21 protein-coding genes are annotated in these 24,221 nt (G+C 42.3%); 6 read left to right on the forward strand and 15 right to left on the reverse strand.

All coding sequences use genetic code 11. The annotated features are described in order from the left end of the window. Positions 1-259 precede the first annotated feature (259 nt). The 6 genes from dnaB to rpsF form a co-directional block, all read right to left on the reverse strand. A complete protein-coding gene (gene dnaB, locus ACYVLS_RS05585) occupies positions 260-1,627 on the reverse strand; it encodes a replicative DNA helicase (protein ID WP_460322203.1) in 1,368 nt (455 codons plus the stop codon). Between the two features lie 164 nt (positions 1,628-1,791). Next, positions 1,792-2,241, reverse strand: a complete 450-nt coding sequence (rplI, locus tag ACYVLS_RS05590) for a 50S ribosomal protein L9 (protein WP_460322205.1) — start codon at positions 2,239-2,241, stop codon at positions 1,792-1,794. A gap of 29 nt (positions 2,242-2,270) precedes the next feature. Continuing rightward, positions 2,271-4,265, reverse strand: a complete 1,995-nt coding sequence (locus ACYVLS_RS05595; RefSeq protein WP_460322207.1) for a DHH family phosphoesterase — start codon at positions 4,263-4,265, stop codon at positions 2,271-2,273. A 167-nt stretch (positions 4,266-4,432) separates the two neighbouring features. Further along, positions 4,433-4,666: a 30S ribosomal protein S18 gene (gene rpsR / locus ACYVLS_RS05600; RefSeq protein ID WP_460322210.1), complete on the reverse strand. Its 234-nt coding sequence runs from the start codon at positions 4,664-4,666 to the stop codon at positions 4,433-4,435. Positions 4,667-4,691: 25 nt separating this feature from the next. Then, complete coding sequence (ssb, locus tag ACYVLS_RS05605) at positions 4,692-5,243, reverse strand: single-stranded DNA-binding protein (protein ID WP_460322213.1); 552 nt, start codon at positions 5,241-5,243, stop codon at positions 4,692-4,694. A gap of 52 nt (positions 5,244-5,295) precedes the next feature. Next, positions 5,296-5,595: a 30S ribosomal protein S6 gene (gene rpsF / locus ACYVLS_RS05610; protein WP_460322215.1), complete on the reverse strand. Its 300-nt coding sequence runs from the start codon at positions 5,593-5,595 to the stop codon at positions 5,296-5,298. A 253-nt stretch (positions 5,596-5,848) separates the two neighbouring features. On the opposite strand from rpsF, the gene ACYVLS_RS05615 reads away from it, so the two are divergent. Beyond that, entirely contained in the window at positions 5,849-7,333 is a 1,485-nt protein-coding gene (locus ACYVLS_RS05615) for a carbon starvation CstA family protein (protein WP_460322218.1), read from the forward strand. Between the two features lie 592 nt (positions 7,334-7,925). Here ACYVLS_RS05615 and gyrA read toward each other — a convergent pair. The 6 genes from gyrA to dnaA all read right to left on the reverse strand — a co-directional run bounded on the left by gyrA (position 7,926) and on the right by dnaA (position 17,228). Beyond that, positions 7,926-10,415 carry a DNA gyrase subunit A gene (gyrA, locus tag ACYVLS_RS05620; RefSeq protein ID WP_460322245.1) on the reverse strand — a complete coding sequence of 830 codons (2,490 nt, stop codon included), beginning with the start codon at positions 10,413-10,415 and terminating at the stop codon, positions 7,926-7,928. A 98-nt stretch (positions 10,416-10,513) separates the two neighbouring features. Continuing rightward, positions 10,514-12,430 carry a DNA topoisomerase (ATP-hydrolyzing) subunit B gene (gene gyrB / locus ACYVLS_RS05625; protein WP_460322247.1) on the reverse strand — a complete coding sequence of 639 codons (1,917 nt, stop codon included), beginning with the start codon at positions 12,428-12,430 and terminating at the stop codon, positions 10,514-10,516. A 55-nt stretch (positions 12,431-12,485) separates the two neighbouring features. Continuing rightward, positions 12,486-13,607 carry a DNA replication/repair protein RecF gene (gene recF, locus ACYVLS_RS05630; RefSeq protein ID WP_460322220.1) on the reverse strand — a complete coding sequence of 374 codons (1,122 nt, stop codon included), beginning with the start codon at positions 13,605-13,607 and terminating at the stop codon, positions 12,486-12,488. After that, on the reverse strand, positions 13,607-13,840 hold the full coding sequence (yaaA, locus tag ACYVLS_RS05635; RefSeq protein WP_460322223.1) for a S4 domain-containing protein YaaA: 234 nt from the start codon (positions 13,838-13,840) through the stop codon (positions 13,607-13,609). The genes recF and yaaA overlap by 1 nt, the downstream gene beginning before the upstream one ends. A gap of 725 nt (positions 13,841-14,565) precedes the next feature. Next, entirely contained in the window at positions 14,566-15,705 is a 1,140-nt protein-coding gene (gene dnaN / locus ACYVLS_RS05640) for a DNA polymerase III subunit beta (protein ID WP_460322225.1), read from the reverse strand. A gap of 188 nt (positions 15,706-15,893) precedes the next feature. Continuing rightward, complete coding sequence (gene dnaA / locus ACYVLS_RS05645) at positions 15,894-17,228, reverse strand: chromosomal replication initiator protein DnaA (protein ID WP_460322227.1); 1,335 nt, start codon at positions 17,226-17,228, stop codon at positions 15,894-15,896. Between the two features lie 579 nt (positions 17,229-17,807). On the opposite strand from dnaA, the gene rpmH reads away from it, so the two are divergent. The 5 genes from rpmH to ACYVLS_RS05670 all read left to right on the forward strand — a co-directional run bounded on the left by rpmH (position 17,808) and on the right by ACYVLS_RS05670 (position 20,502). Further along, positions 17,808-17,948, forward strand: a complete 141-nt coding sequence (rpmH, locus tag ACYVLS_RS05650; RefSeq protein WP_228587293.1) for a 50S ribosomal protein L34 — start codon at positions 17,808-17,810, stop codon at positions 17,946-17,948. Positions 17,949-18,041: 93 nt separating this feature from the next. Then, positions 18,042-18,386 carry a ribonuclease P protein component gene (gene rnpA / locus ACYVLS_RS05655; protein ID WP_460322230.1) on the forward strand — a complete coding sequence of 115 codons (345 nt, stop codon included), beginning with the start codon at positions 18,042-18,044 and terminating at the stop codon, positions 18,384-18,386. A 63-nt stretch (positions 18,387-18,449) separates the two neighbouring features. Then, positions 18,450-19,295: a membrane protein insertase YidC gene (gene yidC / locus ACYVLS_RS05660; RefSeq protein ID WP_460322232.1), complete on the forward strand. Its 846-nt coding sequence runs from the start codon at positions 18,450-18,452 to the stop codon at positions 19,293-19,295. Positions 19,296-19,368: 73 nt separating this feature from the next. Next, on the forward strand, positions 19,369-20,313 hold the full coding sequence (gene jag, locus ACYVLS_RS05665; protein ID WP_460322235.1) for an RNA-binding cell elongation regulator Jag/EloR: 945 nt from the start codon (positions 19,369-19,371) through the stop codon (positions 20,311-20,313). Between the two features lie 18 nt (positions 20,314-20,331). After that, complete coding sequence (locus tag ACYVLS_RS05670) at positions 20,332-20,502, forward strand: hypothetical protein (protein WP_460322237.1); 171 nt, start codon at positions 20,332-20,334, stop codon at positions 20,500-20,502. A gap of 349 nt (positions 20,503-20,851) precedes the next feature. Here the strand turns inward: ACYVLS_RS05670 and ACYVLS_RS05675 are convergent, their stop codons facing one another. The 3 genes from ACYVLS_RS05675 to ACYVLS_RS05685 form a co-directional block, all read right to left on the reverse strand. Further along, positions 20,852-21,652, reverse strand: a complete 801-nt coding sequence (locus ACYVLS_RS05675; protein WP_460322239.1) for a class C sortase — start codon at positions 21,650-21,652, stop codon at positions 20,852-20,854. Then, positions 21,652-22,521, reverse strand: coding sequence for a class C sortase (locus tag ACYVLS_RS05680; RefSeq protein ID WP_460322241.1), 870 nt, complete (start codon positions 22,519-22,521; stop codon positions 21,652-21,654). The genes ACYVLS_RS05675 and ACYVLS_RS05680 overlap by 1 nt, the downstream gene beginning before the upstream one ends. Positions 22,522-22,624: 103 nt before the next feature. Then, on the reverse strand, positions 22,625-24,070 hold the full coding sequence (locus ACYVLS_RS05685) for a SpaA isopeptide-forming pilin-related protein (protein WP_460322243.1): 1,446 nt from the start codon (positions 24,068-24,070) through the stop codon (positions 22,625-22,627). Positions 24,071-24,221 lie beyond the last annotated feature (151 nt).

A 24,221-nucleotide genomic window follows, 5' to 3' on the forward strand; every position in this document is an offset into this window, starting at 1 on the left:
CCTGGAGTACGTGTCTTAGTCGACAACCTAATTGTACCATATGGGGGGGTTCCTTTTTTCTATGTTTTAAAAAAGTTGATTTATCAGGTGTTAAACACGACAAATAATTATGAAATTGGCTCAATTATATAAGAAACAAATTGGATAAAACAATGTACAATAACAATTGTTTTATCCAGGATATTATATGTAAAAAGCACACGCCTTACTATAGCAGGTAAATGACCTACTATAGAGACATGTGCTAGTTTTATTTAAGTTAAGATATTTGATCTTCAGGATAATAAGACATAGAAGAGAATTTATTGAATTCCTTAATGAACAGCAGCTTGGCGGTTCCCCTTGCTCCTGATCGGTTTTTTTCCAGGATAACTTCAACGACGTTTTCATCCTGAACTTCTTCTTCACCCTCTTCATCTTCATTACGATAGTAATCTTCTCTATACAGAAACGCAACGATATCGGCATCCTGCTCAATCGAACCGGATTCTCTCAAGTCACTCAGGATTGGACGCTTATCCTGTCTCTGTTCCACACTACGGGATAACTGAGACAAGGCAATAACTGGGACAGACAATTCTTTGGCCAATTTTTTCAACTGACGGGAAATCTCCGATACTTCCTGCTGACGACTTTCCTTCCCTGATCCTTCAATCAGCTGCAGGTAGTCAATAACAATCAGCCCAATATCTCCTTTTTCCTGTTTGAGTCGACGACACTTGGCACGTATTTCGGCTGTACGAATACCCGGTGTATCATCAATATAGATGTTTGCTTTTGATAGACTGCCCATAGCAACAAAGAGTTTTTCAAATTCTTCCTCTGTCAGCTGACCGGTACGCAGGTTACTGGCATTAATGGTGCCTTCTGCACACAGCATACGGTTAACCAGCTGCTCGGCTCCCATCTCTAAGCTGAAGATTGCAACATTTTCATTGGTTTTCGTACCAATGTTCTGAGCAACATTTAATGCGAACGCTGTTTTCCCTACACCGGGACGGGCAGCCAGAATAATCAGCTCGTCCTCATGCAGGCCGGCAGTCATTTGATCCAGCATTTTGTAGCCTGTCGACAGCCCCGTAATGTCATCATCATTCTGGAACAGTTCATCGATATTATTGATTGTCTCTCTTAAAACCGATTCAATCGATACAAAGCCGCTGCGGCTTCTTTTCTCGGACACTTCAAGAATTTTACGCTCTGCTTCATCCAGCAGGTTCGGAACATTGTCCGCTTCCTGAAAGCCTTTTGAAGCAATATCTGTAGCCGTCTGAATCAGCTTTCTTAAGATAGAGCGTTCTTCCACTATCTTCGAATAGTATTCCACGTTTGCGGAGGTCGGTACGGCTCCTGCCAGTTCAGCCAGATACGGGGTGCCTCCTACGTCATCTATTAATTTTTTGGCTTCCAGACTGTTGGCAATCGTAACGACGTCGATTGCTTCGTTCCGTTCATTCAATTCCACCATAACCTGGAAGATAAGCTGGTGAGCCCGACGATAGAAATCGTCAGCTTCAATAAATTCCATTGCTGATATCAGTGCTTCAGGGTTCAGTAAAATTGAACCTAGAACGGACTGTTCAGCTTCTATATTCTGTGGAGGTAAGCGATCCCCTGACATTTCCATTAGTCGTGTGACTCCTTTACTGTATATAAACTGTTCCTATATTTTACATCATCTAAAGGCAAAAGTATATAAGGGAACAGACGTTTAATTATGTTTCACGTGAAACATTTTAAAGGAGATAACTCCCGTGAGCCATCTCCTTCATTATTCATATTAAGCTTAAATTAATCGCGTGCCAGTACGCGAACTGTGACATCAGCTGTTACTTCTTTATGAAGTTTAATGTCAACAGACTGTGTTCCAACTGAACGCATAGGCAGCGCCTGGTTAATCTTACGTTTGTCTACTTTGATTCCCAACTGCTTCTGAATCTCTTTGGCAATCTGTTTAGTTGTTACTGAACCGAACAGTCGGCCATCTTCAGCAGCTTTTTCTTTAATTTCAATTGGATTTTCTTCAAGCAGTTCTTTCTGCTTGCGTGCTTCTTCAAGAATTTCCGCTTCTTCACGCTGCTCTGCCTTTTTCTTCATGTTCAGTTCTTTTTTGGCAGATGACGTTGCTTCTTTGGCCAACCCTTTTTTGATCAGGTAATTGTTGGCATACCCATCGGAAACATTTTTCGTTTCCCCTTTTTTACCGGTACCTTTTACATCTTTTAATAGAATAACTTCCATCGTAGCATTCTCCTTCTCTCATTAATGGTTTAATCGAGTTGAGCAGATATTACTTCTTTTAATTCTTCTATTACTTCCTGTACAGATTTACCGTCAATCTGAGTCGCTGCATTGGACAAGTGTCCACCGCCACCCATCTTTTCCATGATAATCTGAACATTTATTTTACCTAAGCTTCGCGCACTGATTCCAACCATATCTTCCGAGCGTCTGGTCACAACAAATGCCGCTTCGACCCCGGACATGCTCAGCATCGTATCAGCTGTCTGAGCTGATGTGACTGACTGGTATATTGTTTCGTCATCACCATGGGCAATGGCGACACCTTCCAAGAGGAAATCAAGACTTTCAATTAAGCGACTGCGCTGAAGATAATTTTCAGGATCTTCTTTCAACAGACGTTGAATCATGGTGGAGTTCGCTCCCACAGACTGCAGATAACTTGCCGCATCAAAGGTTCGTGACCCTGTTCGCAGACTGAAGTTATTAGTATCCACGACTATCCCGCCAAGCATTGCAGTGGCTTCGATTCGGTTAATCGGATCACCATCTGTAGACACATATTCAAACAGTTCAGTAATCAACTCGGCTGTTGAAGACGCATACGGCTCGATATAGACGAGCATCGGATTCTCTGTAAACTCCTCGCCTCTTCGATGGTGGTCGATTACGATATTTTTCTTGGTCTTCTTGAGTAAGTTTGGTGCAATGGATAATACCGGCTTGTGATGATCCACAAGAATCACGATATCGTTCTTACTGATTTTTCTTTCAGCTTCTGCAGGGGAAATTATATTCTTATGCACTTGCTCATGCTTTTCAAGTTCTTCCATAAGCTTCGTCACATCATGACTTAAGTCGTCATTGTCAATAACGACATAGACTGTTTTCTTAAGCATCATGGCGATACGGGCTATTCCCAATGAAGAACCAATCGCATCCAAGTCGGGATTTTTGTGTCCCATGACAAAGATTTGGTCACTGTCTTTCATCAGCTTCTGCATAGCTTGACTAATCATGCGTGAACGGACACGGGTACGTTTTTCCATAGGATTCGTTTTGCCGCCATAGTAACGCGGTTCTTCATTGACTTCTTTGACAATGGCTTGGTCGCCACCGCGTCCTAAGGCAAGGTCCAGATTGTTCTGAGCCAGATCAGCCAGCTTGTCGAAAGTATCTTCTCCATAAGCCAAGCCAATACTGATAGTCAGAGGCAAATTACGTTTCGATGTCCGCTCTCTGATATTATCAATAATATTGAACTTCTCTTTTTCCAGACGCTTCAGTTCTTTTCTATTTAAAAGAATAAAGTAGCGATCGTCGGATACACGCTTGTAGAAAATACCATGCTGTCTTCCCCAGTTTGAGAAATAAGTTGTCAGCATGCTGTCGAAACCTGACACCCCCCGGTCATCGAGTCCTTGAGTAATTTCATCATAATTATCCAGGAACAGCCAGCCAACTACCGGACGTGCTTCTTCGTATTCTTCTTTAATGGTGGCATAATCGGTTATGTCCATTAAATAGATAGCAGCTATATCTTTCTGTATAGTCACCTGATAGACACTGTCATTCCACTCAATCAGACTATTATTCTTGTCTTCGGAATGGTACAGATCATCGAGCTCTTGATGGATATCTTTTAGTGGTTCACCTAAAACATTGTCCTCTTTTGCCAACTGGGTCTGCATATAAGGGTTCAGCCATTCTATCTGTCCGTCTTGATCCAGCAACAGAATTCCCATAGGCATTTTGATTAACGCTTCCTTTTCCCCTCTCTTAATCTTATAAGAAAGGTTTAGGATATACTCGTTCATTTCATTAAAAAATTCAGAACCGAGTTTCCATATAAGGACCAGTGTCAGGAAAAACAACAGGAACATGAGTCCCCCAAGCCACAGGTAAGCTATGAAGCTTAGCAGCGTCATAATCAGCTGAATGGATAATGCGATTATCAGCAGTAAACGTAAAGAGGGATGATTCATAAATTTCGGAAGATTACCTTCCTTCATTTTATTTTTCATAAGTTCTCCTTTAGCGCACTCTTTATTTCCCTTATTTTATCATTATTTAAATTCTGATTCTATAAGAGATATGGTATACGCGCAAAGTGTTTCACGTGGAACACTCTTTTAAAAACAGAAAAAGCTGCAACAGTTGATTTGACTGCCACAGCTCAATAGTTTAATTTTTATTCTTCAGTAACAAATGGCAACAAGCCCATAATACGAGCACGTTTAATTGCTTTTGTTAATTTACGTTGGTTTTTTGCGTACGTTCCAGTTACACGACGAGGTAAAATTTTACCTCTTTCTGAAATGAAACGTTTTAACAAATCAACATCTTTATAATCGATATATTCGATATGATTTGCTGCGAAGAAATCTACCTTACGGCGCTTCTTTCCGCCTCTGCGTCCAGCCATGTTTTCATCCTCCTTTTATCTTGAATCAAAATGGTAAATCGTCATCTGAGATATCGATAGAGTCATCATTCGAATTGCTCTGGAATGGATCCTCATCAAAATTCGCATAATTGCTTTGATTATTTTTCGGAGCTTGATTGGATTTTTGAGAGTAGCCTGAGTTATTTGAGTTATTAGAATAATTTGAGTTGTTCGAACTATTCGAATAGCCTCCACCAGTATTTGAGCCATCATTCTGTGCACGTTTTTCAGTAACAGATTTCGGTTCAAGCATCTGGAAGTTTTCACAGACGACTTCAGTAATATATACTTTTCTACCTTCGTTGTTGGTATAGTTTCGTGTCTGCATTCTACCGGTTACTCCAACTAATGATCCCTTACGAGTAAAATTGGAAATAATTTCAGCTGTTTTTCTCCATGCCACACAATTTATAAAGTCAGTTTCTCTCTCACCTTGTGCATTGGTGTATGGACGTTCAACCGCTACGGTAAATGATGCCACAGCAATACCGCTACCTGTGTAACGAAGTTCGGCATCTTTAGTTAATCTGCCTACGAGTACGACATTGTTTATCAATCAAGGATCTCCTTTCTTCAAAAGGCAATTTAGAATTGTTTCACGTGAAACATTAGTCTTCTAGACGAACGATCATATGACGTAAAATGTCGTCATTAATTCGAGCTAGGCGTTCAAATTCATTGATTGCCGTTGCAGTATTAGTCTCTAGGTTTACCAGGCGATAAGTTCCTTCGCGGTATCCTTTGATTTCATATGCAAAACGACGTTTCGCCCAGTCTTTTGATTCAGTTACTTCAGCACCGTTATCTTTAAGGATGTTTTCGAAACGCTCAGTTAGAGCTTTCTTTCCATCTTCATCAAGATCAGGACGGATGATATACAATAATTCGTATTTAGCTGTCTGACTCATCTTTGACTGTCACCTCCTTGTGGTCTTTGGCCCCTTCTTTTGAAAGAGCAAGGAGAGTATTCATTTAAGAGTACTCACTCCGAAATATTATAGCACAGGTGCAACAGTTTAGCAAGTTTATCTTGAAAATCAGGGGATTTTATTTCTCATGATACTGTAAGAAGACTTTTAAGCCGTTTTAATATAAGTTTGTGAATATTTTAGTAAACTTACTTAGAATTAGTTAACCACTTAAAAACAGGAGGATTTTCAATTGATTACATTTATGTTAGGTATTTTAACCTTATTGTCAGGGTACTTTTTCTACAGTCGCTTTATTGAGAAGAACTTTGGAATTGAACACAAGCGTCCGACTCCAGCTTTTGAACTCGCAGACGGAAACGATTTTGTGATTTTAGGCACAAAAAAGAACGCACTCATTCAATTATTGAATATTGCAGGAACTGGCCCGATTTTTGGCCCAATCATGGGAGCTTTATATGGACCCGTCGCCTTCATCTGGATTATTTTCGGGAATATCTTTGCCGGAGCGGTTCACGATTTCATGCTGGGTATGATTTCTCTGCGTAACGAAGGTGCGCATCTGCCTGAACTTGCCGGCCGTTATCTTGGCACCATTATGAAACATGTCGTTAATGCCTTCGCAGCTCTTCTTTTGCTGCTTGTGGGAACGGTATTTGTCACTTCTCCGGCTAATTTGCTGGCCAACTTGACGCCTGGATGGCTGGGAGCCGGGATACTCACATTGGGTATTTTTGGCTACTATATCTTATCCACCCTGTTGCCTATTGATAAACTGATCGGAAAAATTTATCCTTACTTCGGTGCTTTACTGATATTCAGCACTTTTGCAATATTCTTCTCCATGATTATGAGAGGAGAAGCTATCCCTAACTTGACCCTGGATACTGTCAGAAACATGCACCCGAGTGGTGTCAGTTTATTCCCTGGAATCTTCTTTACGATTTCCTGCGGTGCCATGTCGGGCTTTCATGCCACTCAGACACCAATCATCTCCCGAACATTGGACAGTGAATCTGATGCACGCTTCGTGTTCTACGGAATGATGACACTTGAAGGCATCATCGCTATGATCTGGGCAGCTGCCGCCATGGCTCTATATGATGCGCCAGCTTTAAGCAGTGTCATTGCAGAAGGAACTGCGGCCTTGGCTGTTGAACAGGTTGCGCGTCATTACCTGGGAGCCGTTGGAGGAACCCTTGCTATTTTAGGCGTTATTGTTCTGCCTATAACTTCCGGAGACACAGCTTTCAGAAGTCTGCGCATGATTATTGCCGATTACTTGAACATCAGTCAGAAACAGATTGCGAAACGTCTGATGATTACTGTTCCTATATTCCTGATATCCATTCTATTAACCTTTATGGACTTTAATATTCTGTGGCGTTACTTCAACTGGGCTAACCAGGCTACCGCAGCCATTGCCTTATTGGTATCCACGCGTTACCTTTTTCTAAAAGGCAAAAATTATATGGTTACCCTGGCTCCGGCTTCCTTTATGCTCTATGCCGTGACTGTCTACATTCTGAATGAGCAGATTGGCTTTAACTTAAGCTATGGTGTGTCACTCGCCGTAGGTCTTCTGATTACTCTACTACTTTTAGGCATTTTCTGGCAGTCAGGTATCCGCCAGAAAGATCAGCTGGGTAGTCGTCATGTGTTACTCAATGACCATCTTCCTATTCATGAATTACGCGCGATAAGAGAAAACGCATAACAGTAAAGGCATCTCCCATTATGACTGGGTGATGCCTTTTTTCTGATATTGAACGTCTTTCAAATACATCATATTGTTCAACTAAAGTAGTCCATACGCGACTGCAGTCGCGTGTGTTCCTTCTTGAAGAAGCTTTTTTCATTGAGTAATAAAGCAGATTAGATAGGAAACTTGACCCTTTGAAAGATGACTCGAGACTTTGCGTTTACTAGTTACTACTGTCCACCCTAAATTGAGTGAGTTGTAGCAATAATCGGACTTTTGATACAAGTGAGCGTTTTGCTCTAGTTGAGCTGTCATCAGAAAGGTTATCTGGATACAGCTCATAAAATTCGAATTAAGTCAGTTGTATCCAGAAGCAGCTGCAAGATACTACTCAACAAATTTTGGAAGAATGAGTTGTATTTAGAAAGCCATTCTAGACACAACTCAACTATTAGGAATAAGCGGGTTGTATCAAAAGTCACTTAATCTATACAGCTCACTTAAACAAATTTAACGAGTCCTACCTAATATCTTCCTCGTTTAATTGAACCTAAAAAAATCCCCCTTGACCAGTCCGGCAGACTGATTAAGGGGGATTTTCATTTTACTATGCGTTGTCTTCGTCGTTTTCGGATGGAGCGGGTTCAGCTGTTTCAGCCTGTTCAGCCGAGTCAGTCGCACCTTCGACAGCAGTGTCACTGTCTTCTTCATCCTCATCTTCTACCGTTACTTTTGCCAGTGTTGAGACAAAATTGCCTTCTTCCAGTCTCATCAGTCTGACACCTTGTGTGGCTCGGCCAGTCTGAGAGATGTTTTCAGCGTGGAATCGGATAATGACACCGCTAGTAGTAATCAGCATGATGTCTTCATCACCTGTGACTGTCTTCAGACCGATAAGCGGTCCGTTCTTGTCGGTTATATTCGCTGTCTTGACTCCTTTTCCTCCGCGTCCGCGAATCGCGTATTCGGAAGCAGCGGTTCGTTTGCCGTAGCCTTTTTCAGTAATAACGAGTACTTCAGATTCCGGATGCAGTCTGTCCGTTCCGACGACGTAATCATCGTCTCTTAAACGGATACCTCTGACACCAGAAGCTGAACGGCCCATGCTTCGGACCTCATCTTCGTGGAAGCTGACGGCATAGCCTTGACGGGTACCGATGATGATATGGTCTGAACCACTTGTCACAGAAACATTGATCAGCTCATCGTCTTCTTTCAGGACGATGGCACGCAGGCCGCTGGTACGGATATTTTCAAACTCTTCAAAGGCGGTACGCTTGACGGTTCCCATGCGGGTTGTGAAGAACAGTTGGTCACCTTTCTCGCTTTCGCCTCGGGTATTGATGATGGCCTGGATGCTCTCATCGTTGTTGATGCCCAGGAAGTTGATGGCCGGGATCCCTTTAGCTGTACGGCCGTATTCCGGAATCTCGTAGCCTTTTGCCTTATAAACTTTACCGGTATTGGTAAAGAACAGCAGTAAGTCGTGGGTGGAACAGGTTAAGAGTGTTTCCACAAAGTCATCGGTATTTGTACCCATTCCTTTCACGCCGCGTCCACCACGGTTCTGTGCCTTGAATTCAGAAATAGGCATGCGCTTCATGTAGCCGTTGTGAGACAGCGTAATCGCAATTTCCTCTTCTTCAATCAGGTCTTCGTCTTCTAGACTCAGTGATTCACCGACTAAGAGTTCTGTACGGCGGTCGTCCCCGTGCTTGTCTGCAATTTCTTGGAGCTCTTCATTGATGATTTCGTTCACTCGCTCAGGACGCGCTAAAATGTCTTCTAAGTCATTTATCAGCTGAAGCAGGTCTTGGTATTCACTTTCGATTTTCTCGCGCTCAAGGCCTGTTAAACGCACCATACGCATATCCAGGATAGCCTGGGCCTGCCTGTCGCTTAAACCGAAGTTTTCTATCAAGGCCTGTTTCGCTGCATCGCCAGTCTGAGACCCTCTAATAATGGCAATAATTTCATCGATGTGATCCAGCGCAATACGCAGACCTTCCAGAATGTGCGCTCTCGCTTCTGCCTTGCGCTTGTCGTATTCTGTTCGTCTTCTGATGACAATTCGCTGGTGTTTCAAGTATTCGCTGATAATTTCTTTAATGCCCAGTGTTTTCGGTATGCCGTTGACAATCGCCAGCATATTGAAGCCGAAAGATGTCTGAAGCGGGGTCATTTTGTACAAGTTGTTCAGTACAATGCTTGCGGAAACGTCCCGTCTGACATCAATGACGACACGCATGCCGTCTCTGTCGGACTCGTCATTCAAGTCGGTAATGCCTTCGATACGCTTGTCTCTAGCCAGGTCGGCAATTCTTTCTACCAGACGGGCTTTGTTGACCAGGTAAGGAATTTCATCCACGATAATACGTTCTTTACCGTTCGGCTGCACTTCAATTCGGACTTTCGCGCGGACTTTGATGGACCCGCGACCCGTTTCATAAGCTTTTCGGATACCTGATTTACCAAGAATCATCGCCCCTGTCGGGAAATCCGGTCCCGGCAGGACGTCCATCAGTTCAGCCACTGTCGCATCTTCGTTCTCCATCATAATGCGGCAGGCAGCGATTACTTCTCTTAAGTTATGCGGCGGGATGTTTGTGGCCATCCCAACAGCAATTCCTGATGCCCCATTGACCAGCAGATTCGGGAAACGTGCCGGCAGCACATTCGGTTCTCTTTCAGATCCATCGTAGTTATCATGGTAATCAATCGTATCTTTATTAATGTCGCGGAGCATTTCCAGAGCCATCTTGCTCATTCGGGCTTCCGTGTAACGCATCGCCGCAGCACTGTCTCCGTCAATTGAACCAAAGTTTCCGTGTCCGTCAATCAGTGGATTACGGTAACTGAAGTCCTGAGACATTCGCACCATGGATTCATAGATGGCCGAGTCGCCGTGCGGGTGGTACTTACCCATAACGTCTCCGACGATACGGGCCGATTTCTTGTAGGCTTTGTCCGGAGTCATTCCCAGTTCATTCATGCCGTACAAAATACGGCGGTGAACAGGTTTCAGTCCGTCGCGGACGTCCGGTAACGCACGGGAAACGATAACGCTCATCGCATAATCCAGGAATGAATTTCTCATTTCATTTGATAAATTAATCTGTTCCAGTCGAGCTTCTCTTTCTTCAGCCAAGTCTTTTGTCCTCCTTAAACTCTCTTACCCATTGAACATGCATTGATTTAAATATCGATATTGGTGACGTACTGGGCGTTTTCTTCAATGAACACTCGTCTTGGTTCAACTTTTTCACCCATAAGCATATCGAATACCAAGTCGGCATCAATTGCATCTTCGACCGTTACCTGAAGTAAACGGCGATTTTCAGGATTCATAGTGGTCTCCCACAACTGCTCCGCATCCATCTCTCCTAGACCTTTGTAACGCTGAATTGACGGCTTAGGCGATGCTGGAATTTCTTTTAGATACTCTTCCAGCTGCTTTTCAGTATCCAGGTATACTTCTTTTTTGCCCTGTTTAACCTGATACAGTGGCGGTTGAGCGATATACACGAAGCCGGCTTCTACAACTGGACGCATATAGCGGTAAATTAGTGTCAGAAGCAGTGTTCGGATATGCGCTCCATCCACATCCGCATCAGTCATAATAATCAGTTTGTGGTAGCGGGCCTTGTCGACTTCAAATTCTTCACCGAAACCTGTTCCCATGGCTGTAAACAGCGACCGAATTTCTTCGTTTGCCAGAATACGGTCAATCGACGCTTTTTCGACGTTCAGTATTTTACCGCGAATCGGCAGAATTGCCTGAAACAGACGGGAGCGCCCTTGCTTAGCTGATCCACCGGCTGAGTCTCCCTCAACGATGAAAATTTCAGACTGTTTCGGATCTTTTGATGAACAGTCGGCCAGTTTACCGGGCAGGTTGCTGATTTCCAGACCATTTTTCTTACGGGTCACTTCACGGGCACGCTTTGCAGCCAGACGCGCTTTTGCGGCCAGAAGTCCCTTATCAATGATTCGCTTGCTTATTTTCGGATTTTCCATCAGGAAGCGGTCAAAATGTTCACTGAACAGACGATCCGTAATGGTTCTCACTTCGGAATTACCTAATTTTGTCTTTGTCTGTCCTTCAAACTGAGGATCCGGGTGCTTGATGCTCAAGACAACGGTCAGTCCTTCTCGCACATCTTCCCCGCTGACATTGTCATCATTTTCCTTAATTAATTTATTTCGGCGACCATAATCGTTAACAATTCGTGTCAAAGCTGTCTTAAAGCCTGACTCGTGCATACCGCCTTCATAAGTGTGAATATTGTTGGCAAAACTCATGACGTTCATGTGATACCCATCTGTGTGCTGGAGAGCAACTTCTACGGCAATGCCTTCTTGCTCATCTTCCAGGTAAATTGGTTCATCATAGAGAACAGTCTTGCTCTGGTTCAGGTACTCGACGTAACTTTTAATTCCGCCGTCATACTGATACTCCAGACGTACAGGTTCTTCGCCTCGCTGATCTTCAATGGAAATGTGCAAGCCACGGTTCAGAAACGCCAGCTCACGAACACGCGTAGCCAGTTTATTGAAATCATACTCCACTGTTTCCGTAAAGATTTCCTTATCTGCCTTAAAGCGGACTTCTGTTCCACGCTTGTCCGTTTCACCGACTTTTTTGACGTCATACATGACATCTCCGCGTTCATAACGCTGATTGTAAACTTCGCCGTCTTTATGAACATTGACTTCCAGGTATTCAGACAAGGCGTTAACAACGGATGAACCAACCCCGTGGAGCCCACCGGAAACTTTGTATCCGCCGCCGCCGAATTTTCCTCCGGCATGCAGGACAGTAAAGACGGTTTCCACAGCCGGACGGCCTGTTTTAGCCTGAATATCAATCGGAATGCCTCGCCCGTCATCTCTAACTAGAATAATGTTGTCGGGTTCAATGACGACTTCAATTCTCTTCGCATGTCCTGCCATTGCTTCATCAATGGAGTTGTCGACGATTTCCCACACCAGGTGATGCAGACCTTCCACACTGGTTGACCCAATGTACATACCCGGACGCTTACGAACCGCTTCCAATCCTTCCAATACTTGAATATGACTGGCGTTATAGCCTTCTCTCAGTTCTTCCAGTTCTTTTGGTGTTAATTTTTCAATTTCTTCTGGTGTGATTTGTTCCTCTGACACTCTATTCACTCTCCATTTCAATTTGACCACTCTGTACAGTAAAAATGCGCGGATGATGCAGCAGTTCTTTCTTTACACCATCCAGACTCGTTGTCGTTAAAAAGGTCTGCACCTTGTCCTGAATCGATTTCAGCAAATGCGTCTGGCGATCGTCATCCAGTTCGCTTAAAACGTCATCCAAAAGCAAGACAGGATACTCCCCCGTCATCTCGTTCATCAGTTCAATTTCAGCCAGCTTCAGGCTCAAAGCCGTGGTGCGCTGCTGGCCTTGGGAACCGTATGTCTGCACGTTCTTATCATTGACGAAGAAACGCACATCATCCCTATGCGGGCCATACAAAGTTGTTCCCTGTTCCATTTCCCTTTTTTTATGCTTGTCATACTGGTTCAAAAGATCCGTCATCAGCTTGTCTGTATTCTTTTCGTCCGTTACAGCAAAAGATGACGCATATTCCAGCGTCAGAGTCTCTTTTCCCTGTGAGATATCCGAATGAATAGGCTGCGCCCAGTTCTGCAGTCGCTTGACAAAAGAAAAACGCTGCTTCAGGACTTCTGCCCCTTCCGCAGCTAACTGCTCGTTCAATATAGACAGATACGTCTGATCCAGTGTTCTGCTCTTTCTATTCTGTTTCAGGTAGGCATTGCGCTGTTTAAGAATTTTCTGGTATTCCACTAAGTGATAAAGATAAACCGTGCTCATCTGTCCCATTTCCATATCCAGAAACTTGCGTCTGACTGAAGGCGACCCTTTCACGAGCGACAAATCTTCCGGCGCAAAGAGAATCACATTGAAATTCCCGATGTACCGGCTCAATTTCTTCTGTTCAAGATGATTGAGTTTTGCCCGCTTGCCTTTTTTAGTCAGAATAATTTCCATCGGATAGGATCCATTGTTTTTTTCAACCACTCCGGTGACTCTCGCGAAGTCCTGTTCCCAGCCAATCAGCTCTTTGTCGTTGGCTGTCCGGTGGCTGCGTGCCATGGAGAGAACATAGATGCTTTCCATGATATTCGTTTTCCCCTGAGCATTTTCGCCCATAAAGACATTAATATGTCTGGAAAAACTGGCTTCCGCTTCTTCATAGTTGCGGTACCCTTTCAGTTTCAACTGTTTTAAAAACATTACTCCGCTCCGTCTGCAGAGGGTTCAATCGTATAGGTTCCAAACTCTTCAATTTCAATGGTGTCGCCGGGATACAGTTTACGTCCGCGACGGTTTTCAGGTTCGCCATTCACCTCAATGGGATACTCCATCAGGAAAGGTTTTGCCATTCCGCCACTGGAAATGATGTCTGCGTGTTTTAAAAACTGTCCTAGCGTGATAAATGCATCATCAATCTGAATCATTTCTGCCACTCTAATCGGCTCCTTTTAAAAGCAAAGACGTGGACTGAAAGCTTCCACGTTTGCATAAATTCTCTTCTTATATTATACCTCAATTGGAAAAAGAAGACAACTTTATCTGGAAATAAACGGCCTCTGCTCAATTTTCATATAATAAAGACTTTTTTATTTATTTTTAGGGAAATCCGCTTAAAAGCCGTTAAATTTCATTTTTTAGATAATAGGCGGGTATTTTTTTATACAAATCAGAGAAAATGTCCATAAAAAACAGGCTGATTAATTACAAATACGAAATGGAAGAATAAAAGGTTGAATTCAGAGGATCGGTTTCATGGGCTGTTTCGGTTCGACAGCTCTTTAAATGTTAAGATACAACTAAAAGGAATTAGTACATGTCAGAATCGAGGGTTATCCACTGTTGATAAGTCAAATCGGATAGGGGAGGCATGTAAAAAAGAGCCGAAAAATGATTATAGTGCAGTTAATCATCACTCAGCTGTTCTTTTTTAAGTGAACAACGATTAAATCGATTTAATCATACTTCGCAGAAATAAAAACTGATGAAAGGCGATTATCTCCTAGTTAATCGTCTTTCGTCAGATAATTTCTGAATGAGTTAGCTTTAGAACAGTTAGAAGAGGGACAGTCTGGCCTGGCCAGACTGTTTCTGATTATATTTTAAACTGAGAAAAGCGTCAGCCCATTAAGCAGGCTGACGCTTTTCTTTATTAATTATATTAAGTCGATGTTCGGATTGGTGTAATCAGTTGAATAAATTCATTCGCGTCTTCGGTTGGAACCAGGACGAATGGACGCAGAGTTGAAATCAGCTTGATAGTGATATCAACGGCTCCAAAGGTTGTCAGAGCAGCTTTCAGATAATCCGGGTTAAAGGAAATATCCATATCTTCTCCGTCAATGGAGTGTGTTGAAACTTGCTCGTTTACGCGTCCAACTTCCGGTGAGTTACCGGTAATTTCTACCGTGTCGTCTTTAACAGACAACTTGACCACGTTGTTTTTACCTTCATGAGATAAAAGAGAAGCACGTTCAACAGCACCAAGTAAAGTCTGCGCATCGACTTTCACTTCTGTTGTAGAAGAATCCGGAATCAGTCGATCCGTGTCAGGATAGTTTCCTTCAAGCAGGCGAGAATAGAAGAGCGTATCTTCTGTTTTGAACAGAATCTGGTTTTCTGCAATGGCGACTTCAATTTCATCCAGGCCATCATCAAGAAGTCTTGTCAGTTCCTGAAGACTTTTTCCTGGGATAACCAGGTTGTATGAAAGTGATTCGGTTCCTTCAATTGGAATAACGCGCTGACTTAAACGGTGACTGTCTGTTGCAACGGCTTTTAGTTTCCCGTCGTTAATTGTTAAATGCACCCCGGTCAGGATTGGACGGCTTTCATGCGTCGATACCGCTATAACGGTCTGCTTGATAATTTTTTTCAAAAGATTGACGGGCAGGGTGAATGATTGTGTTGTATCAATTTCCGGTAAATGCGGATAGTTCGCTGCATCGAGTCCATTAATAAGAAAAGAAGAGGAAGCAGAGGTGATTGCCGTCTGTACTCTGTCTTTTACTTCAACGGTAAAGCGTTCATCCGGCAATTTATTGACGATATCACTGAAGAAACGGGCAGGTTGAAGTACAATCTGACCTTCTTCTTCAATAGTCAGATCAGCCTGATCATCTTTTGTTTGAATAAATGTTTCAATGGAAATGTCTGAATTGCTTCCTGTCAGTTGAATTCCTTCATTTGTCGCAATCAATTTAATTCCTGTCAGTATAGGAATAGTTGAACGGGATGATACAGCAAGCTGTACATCTTTTAATTTTTTCAGAAATACTGATCGATTAACTGTAAATTTCATATGCATCCTCCAATAAATAAATGAGTACGTTACCTATATTATATAGTATTAAATAACTTAGTAATAGTAGTAGGGCCTGTGTATACTGTGGAAAACAGAAAAAAGAGCATGAAATAAAGGTTTTCCACTTGTGGATAACTTGTGCATAAAGATGTGCTCAACTTTAACGGTTATCCACAGCGCTCTTATTACAAACTCTTTTTGATTTCTTCTATTTGATCTCTTAGTTCACTGTCTGTTTCATTATTCAGTGCTTTTTTAATTTTTTCGTGGGCATGAATAACAGTCGTGTGATCCTTGCCTCCGAATTCCTTGCCAATTTTCGGCAGGGAGGTACTCGTCAGTTCTCTGGACAGATACATGGCAATCTGACGCGGCATGACAATTTGTCTCACGCGTTTCTTGCCTTTCAAGTCAGCCAGAGAAATCTGGTAGTACTTGCAGACTTTCTGCTGAATGGATGCTATGGAGACGTTCTGTTTTGAATCGCCTTTCACCATACTCTTCAATGCATCAGCCGCCAGACTTGTTGTGATGTCGCTGCGCTGGATGGCAGAATAGGCTTGAACTCTTACGAGTGCGCCTTCCAGTTCACGAATGTTGGAGTCAATTTGTCCGGCAATATAGCTTAAGGTGTCATTGGGGATTTCAAGACCTTCAGCATTCGCTTTTTTCCGTAAAATCGCAATACGCGTTTCCAGATCCGGAGGCGTAATGTCCACTGACAGTCCCCAGGCAAAACGGGATACCAGTCGTTCCTGCAGTTTGGGAATTTCATTCGGCAGGCGGTCACTTGTCAGAACAATCTGCTTGCGGTCATCATAGAGCGCGTTGAATGTATGGAAGAATTCTTCCTGCGTTCCTTCTTTATCCGCAAAGAACTGAATGTCATCGACTAACAGCAGATCGACATTTCGGTACTGCTGACGGAATTTTTCCTGAGTCCGGTTCTGAATGGAATTAATGAAGTCATTTGCAAAATTTTCACTCGATACATATTTAATGCGGGCATTCGGTTTAAGCTGCAGGTACTGATGGCCAATCGCATGCATTAAGTGAGTCTTTCCAAGTCCGACTCCTCCATAGAAGAAAAGGGGATTGTAGATGGTGCCCGGTTCTTCTGCTACAACAAGTGCAGCGGCGTGTGCCATCTGATTGCCTTTACCAATAACAAAGGTGTCAAAGGTATATTTACTGTTTAAGGTACTCGAGACCGGTTCTGTTTCAAATACGTTGATGGCTTCCTGTTCCTCTTTCTTTTCCTGAGCAGACTGTTCGTCAGTCGTTACAAAGAGAGGGGAAAGTTCCCGGCCTAAAAATTCATATAAATATTCGACTACTCTAGTGGATAAGTTATTTTTCCAGTATTCCTTATGTAGAGTAGAAGGGACTTCAATGGTCACTGAGTTATCAGTTATTCGGACGAGGCTTGCACTTTGAATCCACGTATCGTAGCTAACTTTAGATAATGTTTCACTGAATTTTTCCTGTAAATAATTCCATGTTTTGTGTAAATCGTCCATTCTATTCCTCCTCGCCGATAAGATGCTTTTATATTTTATCACGGATGGAAATACTTTTCCACAGTCGATTTTGATTGTTAATAATTTTTCTACAAGCTGTAAATAAAGATATCCACAGGCTATGAAAAAGTGTTAATTGTTTTCAATATGCACTGTTTTTTAACAGGGAATTGTGGACAACTTAACAATCGCTAAGGCTTTATATCAACCTATAGAAAGTTTATCCACAGACTAGATAGACGTGTGCATGACTTGTGTAAACACCCTGTGGACCTGTTGATAAGTTGTGTATGAGCCTGTGAAGAGAAAAAAGACCTCAGACAGTTGTTAGACACATGTGGATATCTTCTCAGGATAAAAGAAGGCAGGAAATGACTGTATTATAACACCTTCTGAGAGATTGCATCTGGAAATGTGGACAAAAATTGAAAAAAAGATTCGTTAATCAAGGAGAGAGACTTGACATTTTAAGATAAATTATATAAAATTACATAGTCTGTCTAGATAGAAAAGCAGTCACGACTATTTTGCTTAAAGAAAAGTCAGAGTACAAAGGAAAGATTCAGGAGGTGTTCGCCGATGGCACAAGGATTAACATATCAACCAAAAAAACGTAAACGTCAAAGAGTGCATGGATTCAGAAAACGTATGAGTACTAAAAACGGACGTAGAGTATTGAAAAACAGACGTCGTAAAGGAAGAAATAGAATTTCTGCTTAATGACGATAGGCGACGGGAGCTTCTTACTGATAGCTATAGTGAGAGCACGTCGTCTTTTTTTTATTTATTTTTTTATGGAATGGCGGAGGATTTATGAAAAAAGCTTATAGAGTCAAAAAGGAAGCGGACTTTCAGAAGGTCTTTCATCAGGGTAAATCCATGGCTAATAGACAGTTTGTCATTTACGCACTGCCAAAAGAAGGGCAGACACATTTTCGGGTCGGCTTATCGGTCGGAAAGAAAATGGGCAATGCCGTCAAGCGCAATGATATTAAACGAAAGATTCGTCACGTTATGATTGAGCTGGATCAGGAAGATAAAGTTAGGCCGGATATCGATTTTATTGTGATTGCAAGACAACCGGCTGCGCAGATGACCTTTCATGAAATCAAAAAAAGTTTGCTTCATGTTATGAATAAAGCCGAATTACTTAATTAAGTTTCAACGTTTCAGTCAATAATCTGGAACCGAATCAAGAATCATGGAAAAGAGGAAAGAACTGTGGAATTTTTAAAGAAACGTAAGCGATTGCTTCTGACAATTGGTATGCTGTCACTGATTGTCTTTTTATCAGCGTGTGGAACGGAACCGATTAGTTCTGAGAGCACGGGGATATGGGAAGGCGTCATTATTTACAACTTTGCCCGGGCAATTATCTGGGTATCGAATCTCTTCGGCGAAAATTACGGAATAGGTATTATTGTTGTTACAGCAATTATTCGTGCGATGCTGATTCCATTTACCAATATCCAGCAGAAAAATATGCAGCAGATGAATGAAATTAATCCTCAGATGGAGGAATTGAAACAGAAGTATTCTGCTAAAGATCCTGAAACGCAGGAAAAGTTTAAAGAAGAACAGCAGCGCTTATACAGTGAAGCCGGGGTCAACCCGTACATGGGCTGTCTGCCGATGCTGATTCAGATGCCGGTCTTCATTGCCTTGTATCAGGCAGTAAACCGGACACCAATTCTAGCAACAGGCGATTTCTTATGGGTGAACCTGGGTCAGCCCGATCCGTATTATATCCTGCCACTATTGGCTGGACTGTTCACACTGGGTCACTCCGTATTGATGAGCATGGGAAGAGCAACAGAAAGCAATAAAATTATGACGTACGTTATGCCACTGTTTATCGTGTTCATTACGTTCAGACTGTCCAGTGCTCTGGCGCTTTACTTTACAGTCTCCAACGGCTTTTCAGTGATTCAGACATTATTGTTCCAGAATCCATTTAAAATCAGAAAAGAACGCGAATCAAAAGAAGAGCAGGAACGCGAAGCTGAACGTCAGCGCAGAAAAGCCATGAAACGTGCTCAGAAATATGGCAGAAACGTTAAAAAGTAGAATTCTTCTGACTTATTGTTTTGAATTTGGTAAAATGAATGAGAAACAGAGATCTGAATGGAGGATAGTATAAATGAAGGACAAGTATACCGCACAGGCAGCTACTACCGAAGAAGCAATTGAAAAGGGACTTAAAGCATTAGGCATCAGCCGCGACAATGCAGATATCTCGGTTACTCAGGAATCTAAAAAAGGATTTTTAGGTATCGGGCAGCAAGATGCTGTAGTGGTGGTTAAGAGAAAAAATGCTAAAGACGCTGTACAGGAATTTGTTACTAAAGAAATGCTATTGAATGAGGATAAGAAGTCCACGATTAAAACCGACGATAAGCCGTCCGAACCGGTCGTCGAACCTGTTGCAGAAAGCCCTGAAAAAGTTCTTGAAGCTAAAGAAGAGGCTAAAGAAGAAACGACTGAAGAGTCAGTGGACAATCAAGATACTGACAAACAGCCGTCAAAACCAAAGCAAGAAAAAGTAAAAGATAAAAGCGATGAGCAAAAGGACAGCAAGCCTGTCAAAAAAGAAGTCGTCTTAAATAAAACGGATGAAAAAGCCATCCAAAGCGTGGCAGACTACCTTGAGCGTATTACTGATAAAATGGGTGTTGAGGACGTCACCATCACTGTGAAACGCAATGACCGACGTGTTCAGTATATTATTGATACCGAAGATGCCGGCTTAATTATCGGCCGTCACGGTAAAGTGCTGAATAGTCTTCAGACATTGGCTCAGATTCAGCTGCACCAGGAAGCCGATAATAAATTGTATGCGAAAGTGGATGCAGAAAATTACCGTGATCGCCGTCAGAAAACAGTGGAACAGCTGGCAACTCGCACAGCTGAAAAAGTGAAGCGCACCAAACGTCCGGTCATTCTTGAACCGATGCCTGCTCACGAACGCAAGCAGATTCACCGTTTCCTGAATCAGCACAAAGGTGTTCAGACGCATTCTGAAGGAAAAGAACCGCACCGTTATCTTGTGGTTGAACCGTCGAATGATGACAACTTTAATATCTAAATACGCAATGTAGAAGGAGTGAGTTCCGTTGAACTCGCTCCTTTTTTTGATGAAAATTGCTTTGGGGGAGTGGTTCATATGCGCTTTGGAGCGCATATGTTCCTTCTTGAGAAGCCTTTGGTACTTTTGCGGGTGAACTGGGGAGAAGTGAAGCGGCGAGTGACGGGTGAACCCTTTGTAGACCGGTAACTCAGATTCGAAAACAGCTGGAGAATGGGGTCAAAATGCCTTTGATTCTGAACTCAAGTGAGTCGACTGGTGGAGCTACCGGTCAACTGTCTTTACACCCGAACTCACGAGAAAAAATAATCTGAGCCACCGGCTAAACAGTCTTTGCCAGGCAACTCCAGCAAAAATGCTAGCCGAGTTACAGGTCAACTAGCTTTTCACCCGTTGCTCAAAGTAGTCTGTTAGTTGAGTAACCAATCAAAAGTCACACACACGCACCCTACACCTCTACAAGAACATAAAAACAAGCCTGCGGTCCCAAACGCAGGCTTGTTCTTCACTATGTCGTTTTCAGTGGAAACCGATACGTTTACTCAACCCGTTCACCGTAGACTAAAAGGCGTCTATCGTTCATCGGGTATTTTAGACAGGTGACCAGTGTGACCAGATCTTTGTCCTGTCTAATGGTTAACGTATCAACTTCATTCGGATAAACCACTTTTGAACCGGTTACGCGGTAGACCATCATGCCATCCATCGTATGAATCTCAAATAAATCTCCCGTGTTAAGCCGGTCCAAATCAAGAAACATTCGGTGATGCAATGTCCCTCTGTGTGCTGCGATAACAGAGTGTGAGCCGTTACTACCTAGAGGAAGGGAAGAGCCGGAAACGACTGCAGCACCCTTCATCAAGTTATCGTCTGAGGCGCCCACATAGATGGGCAGTTCAATATTGATTTTAGGAATACGGATATAGAAGTAGAAGGATGTACCAAAAGAGGATAATTGTGAACCGGATGAACTGGCAGATTCAACAGTATAGGCGTCGCCGCCGATATCTTTTCCATCCGTATCCAGTTCATTAATCTCATCCGTAGCAATTTCATCCTCGTCTTCATACTGATAAAAAGCGTTGGAAGCAAGGACATCTTCGGTAAAGGCATCTTCAATGGTATTCTGACTGTTTTGAACAAGCGACCGGTTATACTCCATCATGTCATTATAGAGTTGCTTCTTCTCTTCTTCATTTACAGGCTGTGCAGAAACGGTTTGAAACTGCTCGATTTCCTGCTGCATCGCATAATCATTGACGTAATGGGCAATATAAGGATAGAGGAAAAACAAGAGGCCTAATAAGAAAAGAAAGCCAGGAATGATTTTCTTTTTCATCACTGTGCCTCCTTTCTTCTTTTATAAAGAAGGTAGACGATAAGCACGAATGCGAGAATGCCGAAGATGATGAGTCGCATGTTCGCAAGAGGATTGGTTTGAATAGGTGGATTTTCGCTTACTTCTCCTTCATAAGGAATGCGAACGCCTGTGACCAGTAAACGGTGGGTGTTAATCATATAAGGGGTACAGGTGATTAATGTAACTAAATCTTCCCCTTCACGAATGGAAATGTATTCCGTTTCGTGAGGCAAAACGACAATTGTTTCAGCTACTTCATAAGCTAAGGTGTCTCCTAAAACATGAAGGTAAAAGACATCGCCAATTTCTACATCCGGTAAATCGGTAAAGAGGCGAGAGGTCGGTAAGCCTCTATGACCTGTTAAAACGGAATGAGTTCCCGATCCGCCTATTGGAAATGACGTATTATCCAGCCAGCCAATTCCTGCTTGAAGAATATCATCACTAGTGCCTTCATAAATGGGAAGAGAAGCATTAATAGTTGGAATATCAATTTTCCCAATGACATCACCCAACTGTTCAGTAAAGACATTATAGGAACTGACCCCACTTGCGGATACCTGATTACTGGGATTGCCGGTTTCAGCAAAAGGATCATCTATCCTGGACTCTCCACCTGATAAGGATTCGTTGTACTCATTAAGCTGATTCTTGTATTCAGTCATTTCTTCCTCAGAAATAGAAGAGAGGGACTCCTGGTAAGTGTCAATAACACGTGTCTGTGTCATCTGTGAATAGATTTGTGTGACTAAGGGGTATGAAAAGATAATTAAACCTGCAAGGAATCCAAGACCTAAAAGGATTCTTGATTTAGAGGTATTTTTAAAAAAGGTCCGGATTTTTTTCATGAAAATCCCTCCCTTCAAGAGGAGTAGGAGTATTAGAAGTGTGATAAGTAAGGGATGGGGCATGAACCCCATCCGCGAGGTGTTCAGTCAGTGAAAGGGACGATTATTTTTTCTCAGATTTTTTGTACAGTTTAGCGGAAGTTCCCATTAAACCTAAACCGAGAATACTGAAGAGCAGTGTGCCCATTCCACCAGTTTGTGGGAGAGTCATTTCGCGACGGTTGATGATTGATAGTAAGTTAGTCTCACCATAGCTGTCTTTGGCAACCATAAAGTCGACATCAGCGCCAAGTCTATACCCTGATGGTGCTTCGGTTTCTACAAGAGTGTATTCACCTGCTGCTAGACCTTTAATTTCGAAGTAGCCGCCGTCTTCAGAGGTAAATTCTCTTGCATCATCGATATCACTTACCCAATTGTAATCATCATCAAGATATTCTCCATCGCTATTCTTAATAACAAAGATTGCACCGTCTAGACCCAATTCATCATTTGCTGCATCCACTTTACGGAACTGTCTACCACCAGTCCAAACAACAGCTGAGGAATAATCGTAGTATTCTTTAAAACCATTATGATAAATTAATTCAACATTGTTTTTGATTTCAGCACCCATGACTGTATTCTCTTCATCGAAAATTGTAGTGAATTCTAAGGTTAATTTATCAAGTTCTTTTTCTTTAAGGGATGCTACACTGAAGTTGATTGTTAATACGTTATCAGCAAAATCTACAGTGTAGTCGTCTCCTTCTGTCAAATCTTCGATAGTTAAATCATTTTGATAAATAAGCTCAGGATCCATTGTATCTTCAATTACATAACGGACAAGTTCATTTCCATCTTCAAAATCAATGAAGATAGGAACGTCTGCTTTAATAATCCACTTAACTGGTTCTCTGAAGTCAGCAGAGTCCTCTGTTCTATCCACTAAATTTACGTATTTTTCAATTTCAGGTAAAAGATGGTTGGTTAAGTCTACTTCTTGTTTTACATCGTGGTCATTAAGAGTTATTTCAAAAGGAATTTCAGTCTGGTCTAAACCATATTCAGGAAGCGTTGCAGTTTCCATGAAATAGTAATTGCCTACTTCTAATCCTTCGACAAGTACTTTACCGTTTACTGTACTTAAAGGTTCGTTATTAATTTTCAGGTTTTCCCCGTCTTCAACTACTTTAAACAAGTCAAATGTTATACCACTTAATAGCTTGTTCTCAGCGCCACGTTTAGTTAGTTCAGCTGAACCTAGAATCAATTGGTTCTTAGGATAGACGTGTACTTCAGTGTTCCATTCACGACCATTAGGATTCATCATTGGTACGTCGACTAAGAACTGAGGACTGAAATCAGTAACCCCTTTAGGTGTATTAGTTTCAACAACCAGATATCTACCGGCATCTAAGTTTGCAAACTTTAGATAACCATCTCCATCGGTTGTTCCTACGTCAGCTTGAGTTAGTGTTGAAGGGTCAATTTGAGACGCATCAGCATCTACATCAAAAGCATCTGCGAAATAAATAGTAAATTCTACACCACTCAATTTTTCATACATTGACACATCTCTTGATAATCCATCATTATTAACTCAAGTTTCGCACCCTAATAAATGCTTCACAATCCTATCGGATTAACCCTCACCAAAGAAATTACGCAGCAATTTGTTCTTGGTTTGACTGATTTCCAATCAAAATTTCTTTGAATGC

The organism is Alkalibacterium psychrotolerans, assembly GCF_054784355.1.

What these genes read in the sequence shown, in the direction of transcription:
- dnaB (WP_460322203.1), bottom strand. Translation starts at nt 1,627, where the DNA reads ATGGAAATGTCAGGGGATCGCTTACCTCCACAGAATATAGAAGCTGAA.
- jag (WP_460322235.1), top strand. Translation starts at nt 19,369, where the DNA reads ATGAAGGACAAGTATACCGCACAGGCAGCTACTACCGAAGAAGCAATT.
- gyrA (WP_460322245.1), bottom strand. Translation starts at nt 10,415, where the DNA reads ATGAGAAATTCATTCCTGGATTATGCGATGAGCGTTATCGTTTCCCGT.
- ACYVLS_RS05685 (WP_460322243.1), bottom strand. Translation starts at nt 24,070, where the DNA reads ATGTATGAAAAATTGAGTGGTGTAGAATTTACTATTTATTTCGCAGAT.
- ACYVLS_RS05680 (WP_460322241.1), bottom strand. Translation starts at nt 22,521, where the DNA reads ATGAAAAAAATCCGGACCTTTTTTAAAAATACCTCTAAATCAAGAATC.
- recF (WP_460322220.1), bottom strand. Translation starts at nt 13,607, where the DNA reads ATGTTTTTAAAACAGTTGAAACTGAAAGGGTACCGCAACTATGAAGAA.
- rnpA (WP_460322230.1), top strand. Translation starts at nt 18,042, where the DNA reads ATGAAAAAAGCTTATAGAGTCAAAAAGGAAGCGGACTTTCAGAAGGTC.
- dnaA (WP_460322227.1), bottom strand. Translation starts at nt 17,228, where the DNA reads ATGGACGATTTACACAAAACATGGAATTATTTACAGGAAAAATTCAGT.
- ACYVLS_RS05675 (WP_460322239.1), bottom strand. Translation starts at nt 21,652, where the DNA reads ATGAAAAAGAAAATCATTCCTGGCTTTCTTTTCTTATTAGGCCTCTTG.
- rplI (WP_460322205.1), bottom strand. Translation starts at nt 2,241, where the DNA reads ATGGAAGTTATTCTATTAAAAGATGTAAAAGGTACCGGTAAAAAAGGG.
- rpsF (WP_460322215.1), bottom strand. Translation starts at nt 5,595, where the DNA reads ATGAGTCAGACAGCTAAATACGAATTATTGTATATCATCCGTCCTGAT.
- dnaN (WP_460322225.1), bottom strand. Translation starts at nt 15,705, where the DNA reads ATGAAATTTACAGTTAATCGATCAGTATTTCTGAAAAAATTAAAAGAT.
- rpmH (WP_228587293.1), top strand. Translation starts at nt 17,808, where the DNA reads ATGGCACAAGGATTAACATATCAACCAAAAAAACGTAAACGTCAAAGA.
- ACYVLS_RS05595 (WP_460322207.1), bottom strand. Translation starts at nt 4,265, where the DNA reads ATGAAAAATAAAATGAAGGAAGGTAATCTTCCGAAATTTATGAATCAT.
- rpsR (WP_460322210.1), bottom strand. Translation starts at nt 4,666, where the DNA reads ATGGCTGGACGCAGAGGCGGAAAGAAGCGCCGTAAGGTAGATTTCTTC.